Annotated in this window: 18 protein-coding genes; 3 read left to right on the top strand and 15 right to left on the bottom strand. The window is 75.2% G+C overall.

Going from position 1 to position 16999, the window contains the following annotated elements:
* Window positions 1–12 precede the first annotated feature (12 nt).
* The 5 genes from ABD823_RS25305 to ABD823_RS25285 form a co-directional block, all read right to left on the bottom strand.
* Window positions 13–1539, bottom strand: coding sequence for a BTAD domain-containing putative transcriptional regulator (locus tag ABD823_RS25305; protein WP_344863717.1), 1527 nt, complete (start codon window positions 1537–1539; stop codon window positions 13–15).
* 186 nt (window positions 1540–1725) lie between these two features.
* Window positions 1726–3051: an MBL fold metallo-hydrolase gene (locus tag ABD823_RS25300; RefSeq protein ID WP_344863716.1), complete on the bottom strand. Its 1326-nt coding sequence runs from the start codon at window positions 3049–3051 to the stop codon at window positions 1726–1728.
* Window positions 3052–3172: 121 nt separating this feature from the next.
* Window positions 3173–4711, bottom strand: coding sequence for a multicopper oxidase family protein (locus ABD823_RS25295; RefSeq protein WP_344863714.1), 1539 nt, complete (start codon window positions 4709–4711; stop codon window positions 3173–3175).
* The gene (locus ABD823_RS25290) at window positions 4708–5139 is read right to left on the bottom strand and encodes a hypothetical protein (RefSeq protein ID WP_344863712.1); all 432 of its coding nucleotides are present in this window, start codon (window positions 5137–5139) and stop codon (window positions 4708–4710) included. Before ABD823_RS25290 ends, ABD823_RS25295 begins: the two co-directional genes overlap by 4 nt.
* A gap of 120 nt (window positions 5140–5259) precedes the next feature.
* Window positions 5260–5724, bottom strand: a complete 465-nt coding sequence (locus ABD823_RS25285) for a MarR family winged helix-turn-helix transcriptional regulator (protein WP_344863711.1) — start codon at window positions 5722–5724, stop codon at window positions 5260–5262.
* A 57-nt stretch (window positions 5725–5781) separates the two neighbouring features.
* Here ABD823_RS25285 and ABD823_RS25280 point away from each other — a divergent pair, with 57 nt between their 5' ends.
* Window positions 5782–6375 carry a class I SAM-dependent methyltransferase gene (locus ABD823_RS25280; protein ID WP_344863709.1) on the top strand — a complete coding sequence of 198 codons (594 nt, stop codon included), beginning with the start codon at window positions 5782–5784 and terminating at the stop codon, window positions 6373–6375.
* On the opposite strand, the gene ABD823_RS25275 is transcribed toward ABD823_RS25280, so the two are convergent.
* From ABD823_RS25275 to ABD823_RS25245, 7 genes are all read right to left on the bottom strand, one after another.
* The gene (locus ABD823_RS25275) at window positions 6359–6943 is read right to left on the bottom strand and encodes a DUF6789 family protein (protein ID WP_344863707.1); all 585 of its coding nucleotides are present in this window, start codon (window positions 6941–6943) and stop codon (window positions 6359–6361) included. The genes ABD823_RS25280 and ABD823_RS25275 overlap by 17 nt on opposite strands.
* A 51-nt stretch (window positions 6944–6994) precedes the next feature.
* Complete coding sequence (locus ABD823_RS25270) at window positions 6995–7402, bottom strand: DUF2267 domain-containing protein (protein ID WP_344863706.1); 408 nt, start codon at window positions 7400–7402, stop codon at window positions 6995–6997.
* Window positions 7403–7628: 226 nt separating this feature from the next.
* Complete coding sequence (locus ABD823_RS25265) at window positions 7629–8336, bottom strand: VOC family protein (protein WP_344863705.1); 708 nt, start codon at window positions 8334–8336, stop codon at window positions 7629–7631.
* Between the two features lie 174 nt (window positions 8337–8510).
* On the bottom strand, window positions 8511–8969 hold the full coding sequence (locus ABD823_RS25260) for a carboxymuconolactone decarboxylase family protein (RefSeq protein WP_344863703.1): 459 nt from the start codon (window positions 8967–8969) through the stop codon (window positions 8511–8513).
* On the bottom strand, window positions 8966–9835 hold the full coding sequence (gene sigJ, locus ABD823_RS25255) for an RNA polymerase sigma factor SigJ (protein ID WP_344863701.1): 870 nt from the start codon (window positions 9833–9835) through the stop codon (window positions 8966–8968). Before sigJ ends, ABD823_RS25260 begins: the two co-directional genes overlap by 4 nt.
* A 127-nt stretch (window positions 9836–9962) precedes the next feature.
* Window positions 9963–11171 (bottom strand): PucR family transcriptional regulator, encoded by a 1209-nt coding sequence (locus ABD823_RS25250; RefSeq protein WP_344863699.1) that lies wholly within the window; start codon window positions 11169–11171, stop codon window positions 9963–9965.
* 129 nt (window positions 11172–11300) lie between these two features.
* Window positions 11301–12107 (bottom strand): hypothetical protein, encoded by an 807-nt coding sequence (locus tag ABD823_RS25245; RefSeq protein WP_344863697.1) that lies wholly within the window; start codon window positions 12105–12107, stop codon window positions 11301–11303.
* 111 nt (window positions 12108–12218) lie between these two features.
* Between ABD823_RS25245 and ABD823_RS25240 the strand changes: the two genes are divergently transcribed.
* Entirely contained in the window at window positions 12219–13112 is an 894-nt protein-coding gene (locus tag ABD823_RS25240) for a DUF4429 domain-containing protein (RefSeq protein ID WP_344863695.1), read from the top strand.
* Window positions 13113–13182: 70 nt separating this feature from the next.
* Here ABD823_RS25240 and ABD823_RS25235 read toward each other — a convergent pair whose 3' ends face one another.
* The 3 genes from ABD823_RS25235 to ABD823_RS25225 form a co-directional block, all read right to left on the bottom strand.
* The gene (locus ABD823_RS25235; RefSeq protein WP_344863693.1) at window positions 13183–13917 is read right to left on the bottom strand and encodes an HNH endonuclease family protein; all 735 of its coding nucleotides are present in this window, start codon (window positions 13915–13917) and stop codon (window positions 13183–13185) included.
* A 95-nt stretch (window positions 13918–14012) separates the two neighbouring features.
* Window positions 14013–14981: a magnesium transporter CorA family protein gene (locus ABD823_RS25230; RefSeq protein WP_344863691.1), complete on the bottom strand. Its 969-nt coding sequence runs from the start codon at window positions 14979–14981 to the stop codon at window positions 14013–14015.
* 40 nt (window positions 14982–15021) lie between these two features.
* Window positions 15022–16065 carry an NAD(P)-binding domain-containing protein gene (locus ABD823_RS25225; RefSeq protein ID WP_425566657.1) on the bottom strand — a complete coding sequence of 348 codons (1044 nt, stop codon included), beginning with the start codon at window positions 16063–16065 and terminating at the stop codon, window positions 15022–15024.
* A 121-nt stretch (window positions 16066–16186) separates the two neighbouring features.
* Here ABD823_RS25225 and ABD823_RS25220 point away from each other — a divergent pair, with 121 nt between their 5' ends.
* Complete coding sequence (locus ABD823_RS25220) at window positions 16187–16666, top strand: hypothetical protein (RefSeq protein ID WP_344863689.1); 480 nt, start codon at window positions 16187–16189, stop codon at window positions 16664–16666.
* Window positions 16667–16999: the final 333 nt, after the last annotated feature.

Genomic DNA, 16999 nt, shown 5'->3' with positions numbered 1-16999 from the left:
GGGGCCATGGCGCTAGGGGACGACGGTCACGTCGAAGAAGATCCCCGACAGGTGGGGCATGAAGGGCACACCCTGCGCGTCGACCATCTTCCAGTAGACCTTGCACCGTCCCGGCGTCGACCGCGCCTGCACGCGCACGCTCACGAGCACCGTGCCGCCCGGCTCGGTGTCCGGGATCCGCACCGTCTCCGGTGAGTCGCACCCGTCTTCTCCCGGCTGGAGCGGCTGGCGGGCCAGCCGCCGATCGTGCCAGGCGACCGATCCCGTGTTGGTGAGCTTCCAGGTCTTCAGGAAGCGCCGGCCCGCCTTGACCGTGCTCCCGTCCGGGTAGGTGACGTCGGCGTCGAGCCGCGAGCTGTCACCGGGGATGGGCCGCTGGAGGCCGGCGGCGGTCGCCGGGGACGCCGGGGAGGCCGGGGACGGTGAGGAGGGAGCGGGCGGCGAGGAGGGGGAGGAGGCGCCGGGCGGGTCCGGTTCCCGCAGGAGGCCGTATCCTCCGATCTCCAGTCCGGCGAGTCCGAGCACGCAGCCGGCGCCGACCGCGGCGGCCCACGTCCTCCGGCGCCCCCGCCGCACGGCTCCGCCGGGCGGGGTCCGTCCCGGCTCCTCGGCGCGGCCGCCGCGCCCTCCCATCGCGGGGTCCGCCACGGGATCCGCCGGAGGATCCACCACGGGGTCCGCCGCGGAACCCGCCGGGGGAGCCTCCACAGGGTCCGGGGCGAGATCCGGGGCGGAGTCCGCCGCACGGTCCGCGGCGCCGTCTTCCGGGCGGCGGGAGGGCCGCACCCGCACCGGAGCGGGGACCATGCCGTCCGGAGCCTCCTCTCCGATGATCTGGAGGTGGAGGCGGCGCAGTTCGGGGCGCGGGTCCGTTCCGAGCTCGTCGGCCAGGAGGTTCCGGAGCCGCTCGTAGGCCGTCAGGGCCTCGGCGGACCTGCCGGTCAGGTGCAGGAGCCGGATCAGCCTGTACTGCAGGGACTCGCGGAGCGGGTTTCGCGCCGCCTCGTCCACCAGGTCCGCGACCAGGCTGGCCGGGATGTCCTCCTGCGCGATGCACAGGTCCACGTGGGACTCCACCGTCGAGAGCCGGAGTTCCTCCAGCCTCGCCGCCTGGATCTCGACGCAGGGGGTCGGCGGCACGTCGGACAGCGGCGCGCCCCGCCACAGCGCGAGTCCCCGCCGTATCCCGGACAGGTCGCCGAGCGCGACGGCGGCCTCGAAGCGGGAGACGTCCGTCTCGGCGTTCTCCAGGTTCAGCTCGTATCCTCCCGACCGGCTGACCAGGACCTTCCCGGCCACCTCGGCGGGGGCGATGGAACGCAGCGTCCCGCGCAGCCGGGAGGCGCGGACCTGGACGGCGTTCGCCGGATCGGCGGGCAGGCGATCCGGCCAGAGGGCGGCGGCCAGGTGCTCGCCGGAGACCAGTTGGCCGGGGTGGGCGAGCAGTTCACCGAGGAAGGCCCTGTCCTTGGCCGCGGTCGGGGAGACGGATCGCCCACCGTGCGCGATCTCGAGCGGGCCGAGCATGAGGAACTCCACGCCGGGCAGTTTGCCACGTATCGACACGAACTTTCGGAGAAGAGCAGGAATGGGGCGGATGTCCGTCCCGCTCCCTCCCTGTGCCGGGCCGGCCCCGGCTGCTCCCGACGACCCGTTGAAGCCCCGCGAAGGGCGGCGGCCGTGATGGGCCGCACTACGGGCTGACCGGCCTCGGGTGCCACCCGGTCATCGCCGGGCGGCGACCACGTCAGGGATGCCGGCGCCGTCCAGCACGACCGGCCGGTGACCGGCTCCGGCCAGCAGGGTCGCCGCGATGGCGGCCCGCCGTCCGGAGGCGCAGGCGGTCAGCACCGGCCGGGAGGGGTCCAGCTCGCCGGGGACGCCCTCGCTCACCAGGTCGGGCAGGAACCTCTCCACGGCCCCGTCCAGCCGTACGGCCCGGCGCTCGGCGGGCGTGCGCACGTCGAGCACCTGCGCACCGGGCAGGGCGAGGCGCTCCAGGAAGGTGGGCAGGTCCACCGGCGTGAACGTCTGGACGGCCGCCGGGCCGAGGTCGCGGACGACGCCGCGGACGGTGTCGGCGCCGATCCGGGCGAGCTGGACGACCGCCTCGGTGACGTCCTGGCCGGGCTCGGCCGCGAGCACCAGCGGCGCCCCGTACGGCAGGAGCCACCCCGCCCAGAGGCCGAAGTCGTCGCCGAGCTCGATCCCGACCGAGCCGGGCAGGGCGCCCTCGGCCTGGACGCGCCGGGGGCGGACGTCGACCACCGTCGCCTCCCCGGGCAGCCCTGCGACGGTCAGCTCGGGAACGCGCAGGCAGGGCACGGGCGGTGCGCCGAGGATGTTCGCCCGCCCCATGTGCCGGTAGAACGCCGGGACGGGTAGCGGGTCGGCGAGCAGCTCGTCGGCGAAGCGCTCGGCGTCGCCGACGGCCAGCAGCGGGTTCCCGGCGAGTTCGGCGCCGATGGTGGAGGTGCGGCGGTCGGTCCCGGTGGAGGCGCAGAACGAGCCCGCGCCGTGGGTGGGGAACACGGGCGTCTCCGGCGGCAGGGCGGCCAGCCGGCGCAGCGAGCCGTACTGGAGCCGGGCCAGGGTGCGGGCCCGCTCGGGGCCCAGCAGGTCGGTACGGCCGGCCGAGGCGACCAGCAGGCTGCCGCCGGAGAAGAGCGCGGCGGGCTCCCCGTCGGCCAGCACGAGGTAGCCGGTGTGCTCGGGGGTGTGGCCGGGCGTGTGGATGGGGCGGATGACCAGGCCGCGCCCGCCGTGGATGTCCTCCAGGTGGAAGGCGGGCGTGCAGGGGTAGGCGGGGGCCGCGGCGGCGGGCAGCACCAGCTCGGCGCCGGTGCTCAGCGCGGCCTGCCGGGCCCCGGAGACGTAGTCGTTGTGCAGGTGGGTCTCCAGCACGAACCGCGGCTCCACCCGGCGCTCGGCGGCGGCCCGCAGGAACCGGTCGATGTCGCGCTGCGGGTCGACGAGCACGCCCATGCCCCGGTGGGTCAGCAGGTAGCTCTGGTCGCCCAGCCCCGGGGTGCGGAACGGCACGACCTCCATGTCCTCACCCCCGATCGTCGCAGGCGGGGCCTCTCCCGAACCGGGTCCCCTCAGGGCCTCCTACCCGGCGGAGGGCGGAGAAGGCCTGCGGCGGCGCACCCGCCGGGACCGCCGTCTCCGGTCAGACCACGTCGAAGTCGGCCATCATCGCCATGTCCTCGTGTTCGAGGATGTGGCAGTGGATCATGTAGCGGCCCCGGTACCCCTCGAAGCGGACCAGGACGTCCACGACCTCGTAGGGGCGCACGTCCACGGTGTCCTTCCAGCCCGCGTCGGTCGGGGCCGGCGGCCTGCCGTTGCGGGAGAGCACCTGGAAGCGACCCAGGTGCACGTGGACGGGGTGGTGGAAGTCGCTGGTGAACCGCCAGACCTCGGTGGTGCCCAGGCGCGGCCTGGCCAGCGGCACCCCGGGGCGGTACGGCCGCCCGTTGATCGTCCAGGACCCGCCGCCGCCCTGCCCGGTGCGGCGGAAGTCGAAGACGCGCGTCGCGACGGCCGCCGACCGGTCGAGGGGCTCGACGTCGCCCAGCCGCTGCGGAACCCTGCTGTCGTCGCGCGCCCTGCGCGTGACGCGGAAACGCATGACGTCGCGCGCCGGTCCGGTGCCCAGCGTGTTGACCAGGGTCACCTCGGTGCCGACGGGGTGGGCGGAGAAGTCCACGACCACGTCGAAGCGCTCGGCGGGCGCCATCGTGATCGTGTCGTGCGCCACCGGCGCGGCGAGCAGCCCCAGGTCGCTGCCGACCTGGACGAACCGGCCGCCGGGAGTCAGCGCCAGCCGGTAGCGGCGGGCGCCTGAGGCGTTGAGCAGCCGCAGCCGGTAGCGGGCCGCGTCCACCTCCAGCACCGGCCAGGGCGCCCCGTTGACCAGGATCACGTCGCCCTCGACCCCCTCCATGCAGGCGTCCTCCACTCCCGCCCTCAGCAGCAGGGTGCCGTCCACCGCGGGGTAACGGAACGAGCCGTCCTCCTCGAAGGCCCGGTCGCAGATCATCAGCGGCAGGTCGCGCTCGCCCTTCGGCAGGGGCAGGGCGTCGTCCTCGTCGTCGCGGACCAGCAGGAAGCCCGCCAGGCCCCGCCACACCTGCGGCGCGGTGAAGTCCATCCGGTGGTCGTGGTACCAGAGCGTGGCGGCCCGCTGGTCCAGCGGGTAGACGTAGTCCTTGGCCCCGGAGTGGAAGGTCCACCGCGTCAGGTCGTGGTGGGAGGAGTGCCCTCCGGCTGGCGGGCGGAACCCGCGGCCGGCCGCCACCACCAGGTCGGTGGGGTAGCCGTCGGAGTCCGGCGGGGTGACGCCGCCGTGCAGGTGCGTCGAGGTGGGCACGGGCAACTCGTTGCGGACCCGGATGACGGTGCGCTCCCCGCGGCGCAGGTCGAAGGTCGGCCCGGGGAACGTGCCGTCGTAGCCCCACACCTCGGTCGTCGTCCCCGGGATGATCTCCACCTCGGCGGCGCGCTGGACCACCTCGTAGTGGCCGGGCCGCACCGGGCGCGCCGTCGCGGGCACGGGCAGCGGCACGGTGAACGGCCGGGGCAGCGGCAGCGCGCTGCGCAGGCCCTCGCCCGCGGCCTCGGCCGCGAGGGCGCCGCACCCGGCGGCCGCGAGACCGGTACCGCCGAGCAGCCCGAGGAAGCCCCGGCGGGAGAGGCGCGAGGTCACGCGCCCTCCGTCCGCAGGCCGGTCCAGGCCCACCAGGCGAGCACGGCCGAGGCGCCGAAGTCGAGCACGCCGATCGGGAAGTGCCCGATGAGGACGCGCTCCTGCCCCAGCATGACCTGGAGTGTCTCCGGAGCGGCGAGCGCGCCGGTGGCCAGGGCGGGCCATGCCGGGCCCCGGCCCGGACGCCACAGCAGGATCGCGGCGACGACCTGGAAGAACAGCATGCCGTAGGTGAACCCGCCGTTGTCACGGTGCCAGGTGAGCATGTCCACGTCGCCGGTGACGAACATCCCGGCCAGCACGGCCTGCACGAGCACGCCGAGCAGGTGCAGGGTGGCGGTGGCGCGCAGCGACCAGAGGATCCAGCGCGGCGGAGGGGTGCGGCGGGCCCGCGGGCGGGCCTCGACCGGATCGGTTGAGATGCTCATGGGCGGCATGCTGCCGCGCCGCCGCCGCGTGGTCGTCAGCCCGGGGACGGCACCCCGCCGTACTCCCCGGGGTGTCCCCCCGTACTTCCCCGGGAGTACGGCGGAGCCTCGCGAGGGCGCTCACCGGCCGTGCGGGACGTGGCCGGCGAGGACGCGGGCCAGGCCGGCCAGGCCGAGCGCCAGGCCCTCCCGTTCGGTCTCGGTGAGCCCCGCGAACAGCCCGGCGTGGACGGCGCGCAGGTCGGCGCCCACCTGGTGCGCGGCGGCCAGGCCGTCGCCGGTGAGGCGGAGCCGGTAGAGGCGGCGGTTGGCCGGGTCCCGGTCCCGGGAGAGCCATCCCCGGCGCTCCATGCCCGCGGCGAGCCGGCTCACGGTGCTCTTCTCCAGGCCCAGCCGGGCGGCCAGCTCCTGCTGGGAGAGCGTGCCGGCGTCGGCCAGCTCCCCGAGGGCGAACACCTCCGACGGGGAGACCCGGAGCCCGCCGTACTCGCGCGGTTCGAGCAGCCGGCCGGTGCGGACGAGGAGCTGGAGGAGGCGGCTCAGGCCGTCGTCGGGGAAGGCGGTCCGCTGAGTTGTGTGGTGCAACTATTGGTCCTATGATCGGCGACAGACAGTTGTATTGGACAACTATAGGAGGGTGCCGTGCGCGCCGCCGACCACGCCCATGCGACCCTGTTCGGCCTCTTCCACCACGGCGGTCTCTACGACCGGCTGGTGAGCCTCGGCTTCCGCCCCCTCTACCGGCGGGTCGCGGCCGACGTCGCCTCCGCCCCGCTCCCCGAGGGCTCCCGGGTCCTCGACGTGGGCACGGGACCCGGCCGGGTCCCCCTGGCGATCGCCGCGGCCCGCCCCGACCTGAGGATCGAGGGCCTCGACCTGTCCCCCGGCATGATCGACCGGGCCCGGCGGAACGCCGCACGGGCCGGAACGGCGGGCCGGGTGGAGTTCACCGTCGGCGACGTCGCCGACCTGCCCCACCCCGACGGCAGCGTCGACCTCGTCGTCTCCACCATGAGTCAGCACCACTGGCCCGACCCGGCGGCGGGCATGCGCGAGCTGAGCAGGATCCTGCGCCCCGGCGGGCAGGTCTGGATCTACGACTTCCGGGTGGCGCTCCGGCGGGCCGAGACGGCCGCCGGACCGGTGTTCCCCGGCCGTCTCACGCGCCGGGAGGCCGTGCGCACCGGCCGCCTGGCGTCCGGGCTCATCGGCCGCCTCGTCATCCGGCCCGCGTGACGGCCTCCCCGGAGGCCCCGCCCGAGGTCTCCGCCGCGGCCTTCCCCGCGCTCCCTCCGGTGTCCCGTCCGGCGGACGTGCCGGCCGGCGCCGCCGCCGTACCGGCCCGTGCTCCGGGACCGTCCGCCCCGCCCCCGCGGTTCATCCGGTTGACCGCGAGGGCGAGGGCGGCGCCGTACACCACGTGGGCGGTCCCCATCACCGCGGGGCGCCCCGGCCGGTCGTGCGGGATGGAGGGCAGGATGCCCAGCCGCGGCACCCAGCCCGCGTAGCTGCCGACCCAGATCCCCAGCGCGTAGGCGACGCCGAGCGGCGGGGAGACCCGCCGCCCCCGGGCCAGCACGCCGTACAGCGCACCCGCGGCGGCGCCGAAGCCGAAGTGGGCGACCGCGCCGAGCACGCCCTCGCCCGGCTTGGGCCGGCGCCGGTGTCCCGGCAGCGCGGCGCGGACGATGCGTTTGGGCGGCTGGTCGCCCATCAGCCCGGCGCGCTCTCCGGCGACCATCACCACGCTCATCACCGCGGTGGCGAGCACGCCTCCGGCGGTCCCTCTCAGCAGGTTGCGCATCACGGCAGGCGCCTGCCCCCGGCGCGGCGCGGGAAACCCCGCCGCGCCGGGTCAGGCGGAGCCCCGGCTGCCCGCCGTGACGAGCTCGCGCACGTCCGACGGGAGGCTCTCGCAGACCTTGTTCATGATCCCGCCCTGCGTCGCCTCGCTGGTGACCTCCATGACGACCCGCGCGATGTAGGCCGCCTGGGGTTCCTTGACGCCGGCCTTGTCCGCGATGCGGTGGACGAACTCGTCCCGCCCGAACCGCTCCCCGGCTCCGAGTCCGCCGTAGACCTCGGTCCGCCGCAGGTTCTCCCCGATCTCGTGGGGGAGCTGGGCGGCGAGGTGGTCCGCGAGCCCTTCGGAGACGCGCTCGCCGAGCGTCTCCAGGGTCGCACGGGTGGCCCGCTCGGCCTCGGCCCGGCCGGCCAGGCGGGCGCGCGCCTGTACCTGTCCGATGAACTCGTCGTGCTGCATGCTTGCTTCTCCTCCCGGCGTTCCGGTGGATCGGGGCTGGCACCCCACGAGCCATGTGTCCGTTTTGTTCTATATATCCGCATTTAACGGAACGACTCCCGGCCCCGACCGGCCCCGCGGGCGCCTCGCGGCCACCCTGCCGGACGGCGCGGCGCCGACGGGAGGCCCGCGGGGGGAGTGCCCGCAGGAGGCCACGGGAAGACGGCCCGCAGGAGGCCGGTGGAGATCAGTCCCTGCCCTGCCAGGTCGTCACGCACGCCTCGTTGCCCTCCGCGTCCGCCAGCACCCAGAAGGAGGGGGCGTGGGCGTCCGAGACCAGCACGCCGCCGGCGGCCAGTGCGGCCCGGATCCGGTGCGGGGCCTCGTCGTGCGGGACGGACACGTCGAGGTGGATGCGGTTGCGCTGCGGCCGGGCCGCGTCCATCTGCTGGAACCAGATCGCCGGTCCCTGGTCGAGCGGGTCGACGAGCGGATCCTCCGGGCCCGAGGCCCCGGCCTCGTCGGCGTAGCCCAGCACCGCCTTCCAGAAGGGGCGGATCCGGGGGATGTCCAGCGCGTCGATCGCGATCTCCAGACGCTGGACCGCGCGCGTCCCCGGATCGGCGACGCCGGGATCGGGCCAGAGGCCGAGCCGCCGCACGGCCGTGAAGACCCGCCGGGCCAGCTCCACCTCGGCCGCGGTCACCGTCCCCGCGGACGACTGCAAGGTGAGCACCAGCCGGTCCCGGCGCGCGTCCATCCGGAGGCTGCCGTCGGCGTCGTCCCCGGCCGCCTCCACCACGCGGTCGGCGATGTCGACCGCCCAGCGCAGCGTGGGCACCGGCACCGACGTCTGCAGGGCGCCCAGGACGTACCGCCAGCCCAGATCGCCGACGGCGTCGGAGACCTCCTGCCTGCTCAACCGGCCGCCCACGTCCTTCACGTCCTCGGTCATGCCCGACATGATCGCAGAAAACGACCGCCGTCCGGCGGGCGTTCCGCCCGGCCGTACGGGTGCCCGCTCCGGGGCGGGCGCCCCCGGAAGCGGAGACCCGCTCCCGGGCGTCCGGAACGGTGACCCGCTCCCGGGCGGGCGTCCCGGCGCGGGCCCCCGTTCCGGCGGCGGCCGTCAGGCCTGGCGGTACGAGCCCGCCACCTTGCGGGTGGCCACGCCGATCCGGTTCCACGCGTTGATCGTGGCGATCGCCACCACCAGCGCGGCCAGCGTCTCCTCGTCGTAGTGCCGGGCCGCCTCCTCCCACACCGCGTCGGGCACGGCCTCCCCCCGGTCGGCCAGCCGGGTGGCCTCCTCGGTCAGGGCCAGCGCCGCCCGCTCGGCGTCGGTGAAGTACGGCGCCTCCCGCCAGGCCGCCACCGCGAACAGCCGCTCGTCGCTCTCCCCGGCCTTCTTGGCCTCGTGGCTGTGCATGTCCACGCAGAACCCGCAGCCGTTGATCTGGCTGGCGCGCAGCTTCACCAGTTCCAGCGTGCTGGGCGGCACCGTGCTGGAGTGCAGGAACTTCTCCAGGCGCAGCATCGCCCGGTACGCCTCCGGCGCCAGCTCCTCGACGTTCATCCGTGCCTTCACTTCACTCTCCTCAGCTTCTCGGGATTCATCACGATGTCGATCTCGGTGATCCGGCCGCCGGCCGTGGCCAGCCCCATCACCCCCACGAGTTCGTTCCCCCGGAACCGCAGCAGACCCGGCAGGCCGTTGACCGTGGACGGCCGCGCGCGCCAGCCGTCCCCGAAGCGCTCGGCCACCCCGAGGAGGAAGCGCGCCACCTTGGCCGCGCCGAAGATCGGCCGCCGGGCCGCCCGCACGATCCCGCCGCCGTCGCTGCGCAGGACCACCTCCGGATCGAGCAGCGCCAGCAGGGCGTCCAGGTCCCGGCCCTCCGTCGCCTCGGAGAACGCCTCGACCACCTTGCGGTGCTCGGCGGCGTCCACGTCGAACCTGGGCGCGCGGGCCGACACGTGCCTGCGGGCCCGGGCGGCGAGCTGGCGGCAGGCGGCGGGAGTGCGCCCCACCACCTCGGCCACCTCGGTGAACCGCAGGCCGAACACGTCGTGCAGGACGAACACGGTGCGCTCGGCGGGACTGAGCGACTCCAGCACCACCAGCATGGCCAGGCTCATCGACTCGGCCAGCGTCACCCGCTCGGCCGGGTCGCCGTCCGTCACCACGGGTTCGGGCAGCCACGGCCCCACGTACTCCTCCCGGCGCACCCGCGCCGAGCGGAGCACGTCCAGGGCGAGCCGGGAGACCGTGACCACCAGCCAGCCGGTGACGTCGTCGATGCCGGTCCGGTCGGCCCGGACCAGGCGCAACCACGCGTCCTGCACCACGTCGTCGGCCTCGTCCACGCTGCCGAGCAGCCCGTAGGCCACCCCGGCCAGCCGGGGCCGGATCGCGTGGAACTCGGCCGCGAGCTCGTCGAGATCGTCGTTCACGCCCTGAGGACGAGACGGCCCCCGATCGTGTGACATGTGATGCCCGCCTCCCGTCCGGTGCGGCTCCGATGCTCGCACCCGCACCGCCGGCGGCGGCACCGGGGACGCGCCCGGGAGCGCTCCGGCCTCACAGGCGGTCGCCGCGCATGCCCGTGCGCAGCGCCCAGGCCCGCAGCGCGGCCTCCAGCTCGAACCTGCCGTCCGGATCCTTCAGCTGGTCGGCGAAGAGCTCGACGGCCTGGCGGAGCCGGTAGCGCACGGTCTGCGGGTGGATGTGCAGCCGGGCCGCGGCCTCGTTGGCGTTGTAGCCGCTCTGCAGCCAGGCCAGCAGCGTCTCGGCGAGCCGGTCGCGCCGTCCGGGCCGCAGCCCGCGCAGCGGCGCGAGCCGGGTGCGCTCCATGAGCCGGATCAGCGCCTCGTCCCGGAAGATCATGAGCGTCGACACGTGCTCGGACACCCTGATCACCGTGTCGGAGCCGAGCACGCCCCGGCGCGCCAGGTCCAGCGCGCGTACGGCCAGCCGCAGCGAGACCGCGCCCTCCCCCACCCGGACCGCGGGCCCGGCGGCCACGATCCAGCCGGGGAGCAGCGGGTGCAGCAGCGCCTGCCGCCCCGGCCCGTCCGGGTCCGGCACGACCAGGCACGGGTCGGACCGGTCGAGGTCGGCGAGCACGTCGGGCGGGAGCGCGGGCCGCGGCAGATCCCCCGGCCGGCGCGGGGCCAGCGCGACGCAGGCCACGGTCCGCGGCGGGGTCCAGCCCACCGAGCGGGACAGGTCGTCCACGGCCCTGGCGTCGGGCGGCGGGTCGGCGATGAGCAGGCCGAGCAGCCTGCGGCGGCGCAGTTCGAGCTCCCCGGCCGCTCTGGCCTGCGCCTCCGCGTACCCCTCGGCCGCGGCGGCGGCGATCTCGTCCAGGTAGACCAGGATCGCCTCCCCGATGTCGCACATGTGCTGGCGGGAGAGGTCCAGCCGCTCGGACTCGGCGGCCAGCCGCCGCCAGGCGACCCGGGCGCAGATGCGCAGCGCGGACTGGAGCGAGTCCAGCGGGCGGCCCTCGCCCGCCTCCCCGCCGCCGATGCTCCGGTAGACCTCCAGCAGCCGGGTGCGGCTCACCCGCCGGTCCCCGACCCGGTTCACGAACCCGGCGAGCGCCTCCTCCACGGCCCGCCGCACGGTGCGCGCGTAGGTGCCGCTCGGCCGGGAGTACTCCGGCACGCTCGCCCGGATCTCCTCGATCATCTCGTCGGCCAGGTCGTCCAGGTAAGGACGGAACACCTCCGCGAACTCGCGGGGGATGTCGGCCGGCGGCCGTTCGGCGTCATGGACAGCGGTCACGGTGCCTCCTGACGTCGGACGTTACTCCGGCGTTAAATAGGAGTCTCCTGGCACCGGCGCACATTCCGCCCCGCGGAACCGCTCACCTCCGTGACAACTTCCGCCCGCCGTACCCGCCCGGAGCGGCCCTCACCGCGCGCCGGGACCGGGGTCGCGCCGCGCGCCGGGACCGGGGCCGGGGTCGAGGCGCGAACCGCTCTGCCAGGCGTGCTCGAACTGCTGGAGCCAGTAGGCGTACCAGTGGGGGCTGTTCTCGCTGGTGAGCTCCAGGTGCATGCGGGAGGCGGTCGAGGTGTTGCGGAACCCGTGCGTCTCGACGATCACCTTGCCGTGCGCGGTGTCCGGATCCAGCGCGACGAGGCTGAACCCGGGACTGTACGGCAGCAGCCGCGCCTCGAAGCCGCCCTTGACCTGCCAGCGGCCCATGGCCCGCAGGTGGCCGAGGGTGGTGCGGACCGCGTCGGGCAGCCGCTGCACGGGCAGGTCGACGGAGTCGTCGAGCTGGGCCGCGGCGATCTCGACGGCCGCCGTCTCGGCGGGGTCGAGGACCACCACCCGGAGCGTGCCGTCGGGACGGGCCAGCACGGTGCTCCGCAGCAGCTCGCAGGTCTGCGGCGAGAGCAGGTTGACGGCCGAGGGGGCGAGGATCCGGATGTCGCGCGCCTGGCGGAAGCGGACGTGCAGCGGCACCCGTTCGAAGGCCGAGCGGTCGCCCAGCAGGTCGTCGGTGCGCTGCGCCGGTTCGGGAGGGACCGCGACCCGGTAGACGAGCAGGCCGATCCCGGCCAGGGCCACGGTCCACTTGAGGTTCTCCGACAGCACGTCGTCGATCACCGAGAGCACGGCGAAGATCAGCGCGATGGCGGCGACGGCGTAGACGTCCAGGTTCCGGCGCGCCCTGACGTCCTTGACCACTCTCCGGAACCCGCCCGCCATCGCCCCTCCGGGTCGTCTCGTCCGCGATCTCCTTGATCCCAGCATGGCTCACCGGCCCGCTCCACCCCCCGTACCGGTGCGACATGTCCGGATCTGCGTAGGATCCCACCTATGGCGGAGGTCATGGGCAAGGACGGCACGTGGACGTTCGACGGGGAGGTCCTGCGGATCGTGCCGGGCCGCGACAGGGGCGTGCACAAGCTGCGGCAGCTGCTGGGCGAGGTGGCCGTCCCGCTGGAGGCCGTGGCCGGGATCTCCTACGAGCCCGGGAAGAAGGGCGGCCGGCTCCGGCTCCGCCTGCGTGAGGGCGCCGACCCGTTCACCCAGGCCGCCCGCGGCCGGATCTCGGACGCGGCCGACCCCTACCAGCTGGCCGTCGACGCCGACCGCACCGGCGTCGCCGGATATCTCGTGGACGAGGTGCGCAACGCGCTGGTCATCGAACAGGTCCCGGACGGCCCGGCCTCCCGCTATCTCATGCCGGGCCCCAGCGTGCCGCTGACGGCGGCGGGAGGCGACGGGACCGCGACGTTCGACGGCGAGACGATCAGCCTGGAGTGGAACTGGTCGGTCGAGTCGGCCAAGAGGTCCGCCGGACCGCAGCGCATCACGATCGCGGACCTGGCCGCCGTGGAGTGGATCCCGGCCGCCGGGCTGGAGAACGGATACGTCCGGTTCCAGGTCAGGGGCGTGGCGCACCGGCTCCCGCCCAAGCACGACCCGCACTGCCTGGTGCTGTGGGGCCTGGAGAAGGAGACCCGGACGGTCGCGATGCTCGTGGCGGCCGTCACCGCCCGGCTCCCGCACCCGTCGGCCTCCGGCGCCCCGCCCGCCCTCGAACCGGCCGCCCCGGCCTCCGCGGGCGCCGGCGGGACCGGCGACGGCCCGGACGACCACGACGCGCTCCTGCGCCGCCTGCGCGAGCTCGGCGGCCTGCACCGCGACGGCGTGCTCACCGACGAGGAGTTCGCCCTCGCCAAGCAGGCGATCCTCCGGCGCTTCTGACCCCGCCCCGCCGCGCCCCGTCCCGGGCGCGGCCCTCGCGTCCCCGTCCCGGGGTGTCCGCGGCGGGCGCTCAGCGGCACTGGGCCAGCATGACGGCCTTGTCGGCCCGCGTCACCGGCAGGCCGTACGCCAGGGCGACCTGGGCGAACCGCACCACGTAGGCGCAGCGGACCTCGCGGCGGGGCGGGAGCCAGGAGGCCGGGCCCGAGCCGCCCTTGTCCTCGTTGGCCCTGCCGTACACGGGCAGCAGGTTGAGCGGGTCGTTGGCGATCCGCTCCCGCTTGGCCGCGGACCAGCGCGAGGCGCCCATCCGCCACTCGTAGGACAGCGGGACGACGTGGTCGACCTGGATGTCGTCCGCCCGCCGCTTGCTCCAGCGGATGGTCCTGCCGGTGTAGGGGTCGCGCAGCTCCAGCGCGACCACCACGCACCGCGAGCCCGCGCGGTAGCGCACCTTCTCGCCGTCGCGGGCGAGCAGGTCGTCGCGGGTGCGGCAGCCGTTGCGCGCGTACGGCACGCCCGTGGCGGTGTCGGCCCAGTTCTCCCCGAACCGGGCCCGCGAGTAGCCGGCCTTCGACCCCATGGGGGCGACCCTGAGCCGCTTGATCAGCCTCACCGCCTCCGACCTGTCCCGGGCGGCGACCGGGGCCAGCCCGGGCTTGAGACCGCGGGGGTTGTCCAGCGGCGCGGCCCGCACCGCGCGCGTGCCCGCGGGCCCCGTCACCGCCCCGGTGTCCTGCCGCGTCGTCGCCGCGAACGCCACCGCCGCGACCAGGACCGCGGTGACCGCTCCCCGCGTGCTCACCCACCGCCTCCGAAAGACCGTCCGCCGACCGCGATTTCACTGATTCCCGCCCCGGGCTTGGTCGACACGGACCCCGCCCGGACGGCCGGAACCGGTCAGAGCCAGCCGCGGCCTCTGAAGACGCGGTAGAGCAGGAAGGTGCCCGCGACGATCAGGACGGTCGAGATCCAGAAACCGGACGGCTCGCCGGAGCCGGGGTAGGGCACGTTCTGGCCGTAGAAACCGGTGATCAGGGTGGGCACCGCGATGACCGCGGCCCAGCTCGTGACCTTCTTCATGACCTCGTTGAGCCTGATGTCCTGCTGGTTCTGGTGCGCCTCGCGCACGTTGCCCACCAGCTCGCGCAGGGAGTCGGTCCACTCGATGACGTGCAGGGTGTGGTCGTAGACGTCCTGGTAGTACGGGACCAGCCCGGCGGGGACCACGTCCGCGCCCCGGCGGAGCAGGCCGCCGACGACCTCCCGCATCGGCGTGGCCACCCGCCGGAACCTGACCAGGTTGCGGTGCACGTCGAAGGTCCGGCGGTACTGCCCGCGCCGGTCGGCCGCCCCGTCCTCGAAGAGCTCCTCCTCCAGCGCCTCGATCTGCTCGTCCAGCGGCTGCAGCACGCCGAAGTAGCCGTCCACGACGTGGTCGAGCAGGCCGTGCAGCAGGTGCGCCACGCCGTACCGGGCCATCCGGGCGCCGGCGTCCCAGCGCCTGACCACGCCCTCGATGTCGAACGCCGGGCTCTCCCGCACCGTCACCAGGGCGTTCTCCGTCACGAAGACCGAGAGCTCGACGAGGTCCAGCCTCCGGCCGGCGAGCACGGCCGCGTAGGCGGTGATGAACAGGTGGGTGTCGTAGACGTCCAGTTTGGGGCGCTGCCGGTCCGTTCCGGCGTCCTCGACCGCCAGCTCGTGCAGGCCGAGCTCCCGGCCGACCAGGGCCATGTCTTCGCCGGCGGGGGAGCACAGGTCGAACCAGACGACGGCGCCCGGTTCGGCGGCGCGGGCCACCGCCTCGGCGATCGGGAGGTCCTCCCCCACCAGGACGCCGTCGCGGTAAAGCCGGGTGCGGTCCACCCCGTCAGCCTAGCCAGGCGGCGTGCGCGGGCCCGCCCGCTCACGCCGCCAGCGGCGCGGCGAGGAGCGCGCCGATGTGCCGCGCGGCGGTACGGCCGGCGCGGTTGGCCCCGACGGTGCTGGCCGAGGGCCCGTAGCCGACGAGCGTGACGCGGGGGTCGCGGACCGCCACGGTGTCCTCGACCCGGATGCCGCCGCCGGGCTCGCGCAGCCGGAGCGGGGCCAGGTGGCCGACGACCGGCCGGAACCCGGTGGCCCACAGGATCACGTCCGCCCGGGCGGACCGGCCGTCCTCCCAGACGACCCCGTCCGGCGCGATCCGCCGGAACATCGGGAGCCGGTTCAGGATCCCGGCCGCGAGGGCGGCCCGGACCTGCGGCGTCAGCGGGTAGCCGGTCGCCCCGACCACGCTGCCCGGCACCAGTCCGGCGCGCACACGGGCGTCCACCCGCGCCACGGCCGCCCGGCCGGCCTCCTGGTCGAACGGGCCCTCCCGGAAGATCGGGGGCCTGCGGCTGACCCAGACGGTCTCCGCGGCCGTCCCGGCGATCTCCATCAGCAGCTGGATCGCCGAGGCGCCCGCCCCGACGACCACGACCCGCAGGCCGGCGAACTCCTCCGCGCTCCGGTAGCCGGCGGTGTGCAGCTGCCGGCCGCGGAACGTCTCCTGCCCGGGGTAGCGGGGCCAGAAGGGCCGCTCCCAGGTGCCGGTGGCGTTGACCAGCGCCCGCGCGGACCAGTCCCCCTCCGCCGTCTCGACCAGCAGCCGCCCGCCGGCGCCCTCGCGGACCGCGCGCACCTCCACCGGTCGCCGGACCGGCAGGGCGAACGCCCGCTCGTAGGCGGCGAAGTACTCGGAGACGACCTCCGACGACGGCCGGGTCGCGTCCGCGACGCCCAGCGGGAGGCCGGGGAGGTCGTGCACGCGGTGCGCGGCGCCGAGGGTCAGGGACGGCCAGCGGAACTGCCAGGCGCCGCCGGGGCGCGGGGAGCGGTCGAGCACCACGTGCCCGATCCCGGCCCTGGTCAGGAAGTAGGAGCTGGAGAGGCCGGCCTGCCCGGCCCCGATCACCACGGCGTCGATGTCCACCACGTATCGGCAAAACACCGGTATGGCGGCGAATAATCCGGTGGGGCGGGGGCAGCAGAGATCCCACGACATCCGCAGCCGAGATGAGGTCACGATGGTAGTGCTGGGACTTCTCTTGATCGTACTCGCGGGTGCGGCCGTGGTCGCCGTCTCCTGGGACGAGGCCGCGACGTCCTCCGCCACCGCGTCGTTCACGGTCTTCGATCGCACGTTCCAGCTCTCGCAGCTGGAGTTCTTCTTCGCCGGCGTCGTCACCGGAGCGGTCTTCCTGCTCGGCCTGGCACTCCTGCTCGCCGGCTTCCGCCGCGCCGCCGCCCGTCGCCGGCGGCTGCGCGACTCCCGGCTCGCGGCGCGTGACCGCGTCGCGCAGCTGGAGGAGGAGAAGCGCGAGCTGGAGCGCAAGCTCGAGCGGACTCCCGCCGCCCCGCCCGCGGACCGGGACGTGCACTCGGCCGCCGACCGCGACCGCGACGGCGTCGCCGACCGGGACGAGCCCACGATGCCCCACCCCAGGCCCGAGGTGCCCCGCCAGTCCGACCGCTCGGCCGACCAGTTGGTGGCCGGCCGCCACGAGCGCACCTCGCACCGCCGCTGAGGCAGGCGGTCCCCGGTCCCGCGGCGCCGCCGAGACCGGCCGGTGCCCTCCGGTCCGCCTGCCGGAGGGCACCGGCCCGCGGCACGCCGCCGCGGGCGCTCCGCGCCCGCTCCCGATGGACGCGCCGGTACGGCTCCGCGCCCCGTACCGGCGCGTCCGTCTGCTGGGAAACCCTGAGATCCCCCTGACCTCGCACCGGAGTCGTCCCCTAGCCCTCAGGTCGGACCCGCCCCGTCCTCCTCCCCACGGGGGACGACCCGAAGACGGCATCCGCGGCCGATGCCCCTGACCTGCGCCGCTCCTAGGTTCGATCACTGTAGGGATCGAACGAGG

It is taken from the genome of Planomonospora alba (assembly GCF_039534085.1).
Lineage (GTDB): Bacteria > Actinomycetota > Actinomycetes > Streptosporangiales > Streptosporangiaceae > Planomonospora_B > Planomonospora_B alba.
The sequence above is the reverse complement of the archived record's forward strand: the minus strand, read 5'-3'. Positions and strand labels throughout refer to the sequence as shown.